At 63.0% G+C, this 775-nt stretch carries 1 protein-coding gene; it reads right to left on the reverse strand.

Annotated elements, in window-relative coordinates; translation table 11 throughout:
* The coding region (locus BTW07_RS19110; RefSeq protein ID WP_167369301.1) for a VCBS domain-containing protein at positions 1–775 on the reverse strand (775 nt) is incomplete at both ends.

The following is a 775-nucleotide window of genomic DNA, read 5'->3' on the forward strand; positions in this document are numbered from 1 at the left end:
GTCGCGCCATTGCTGCTGGCGGAGATCGAGGCACCGGGCGTCAGCGCTTGAGTTCCCGCCGCGTCACGATAGAAGGTACCGTTGGCGCCAAGGCTCGAGATCTCGAAACTGCCAATGTTGCCGTCCACATCGGTTCCGGCAAGATTGACCGCGATCAGTGATGACGGATCCTCCCTGCCAGTGACACTCACATCCAGCGTCTCCGGCAGCTCATTGGTGCCGACGATCGTCACGGCGATCGTTTTCGTGGTGCCATCCAACGTGGAGACAGTGAAATTCTCGACCTTGGTTTCGCCAGCTTTCAGGTATTGCACCGCACTATTGGCAACGCTGTAACTCCAGTTACCCCCGGCGGTGATGGCAAGCGTTCCCAGGGTGCCGGCGGCGGCATTGGCGCTACCCGGCACGAAGCCACTCTGGCCATTATCCGCATCGGTCGCCGTCAACGCGCCGCTGGCGGTCAGGTTACCCGAGGTATTGACGTTGCTGTCTTCGGTCACCGAGCCGGTAGCGGTGCCGGTGATGACCGGGGCGTCGTTGGTACCGGTCACCGTTACGGTCAGCGTCGAGGTGGCGGTGCCGCCCTGGCCGTCGCTGACGGTGTAGCTGATCTGCGTCTTGTCGGTCTGACCGGCGGCCAGGCGATCGAACGCCGTACCCGGATTGAAGCTGTAGGAGCCATCCGCGTTCAGCGTGAAGGTGCCGCCATTGGAGCCGGTGATGGCCTGCCCCACGCTACCTGTTACGCCGTTGACCGCGCTGACGCTCAGCGTGA

This window comes from Salinicola socius, assembly GCF_001937195.1.
GTDB lineage: Bacteria > Pseudomonadota > Gammaproteobacteria > Pseudomonadales > Halomonadaceae > Salinicola > Salinicola socius.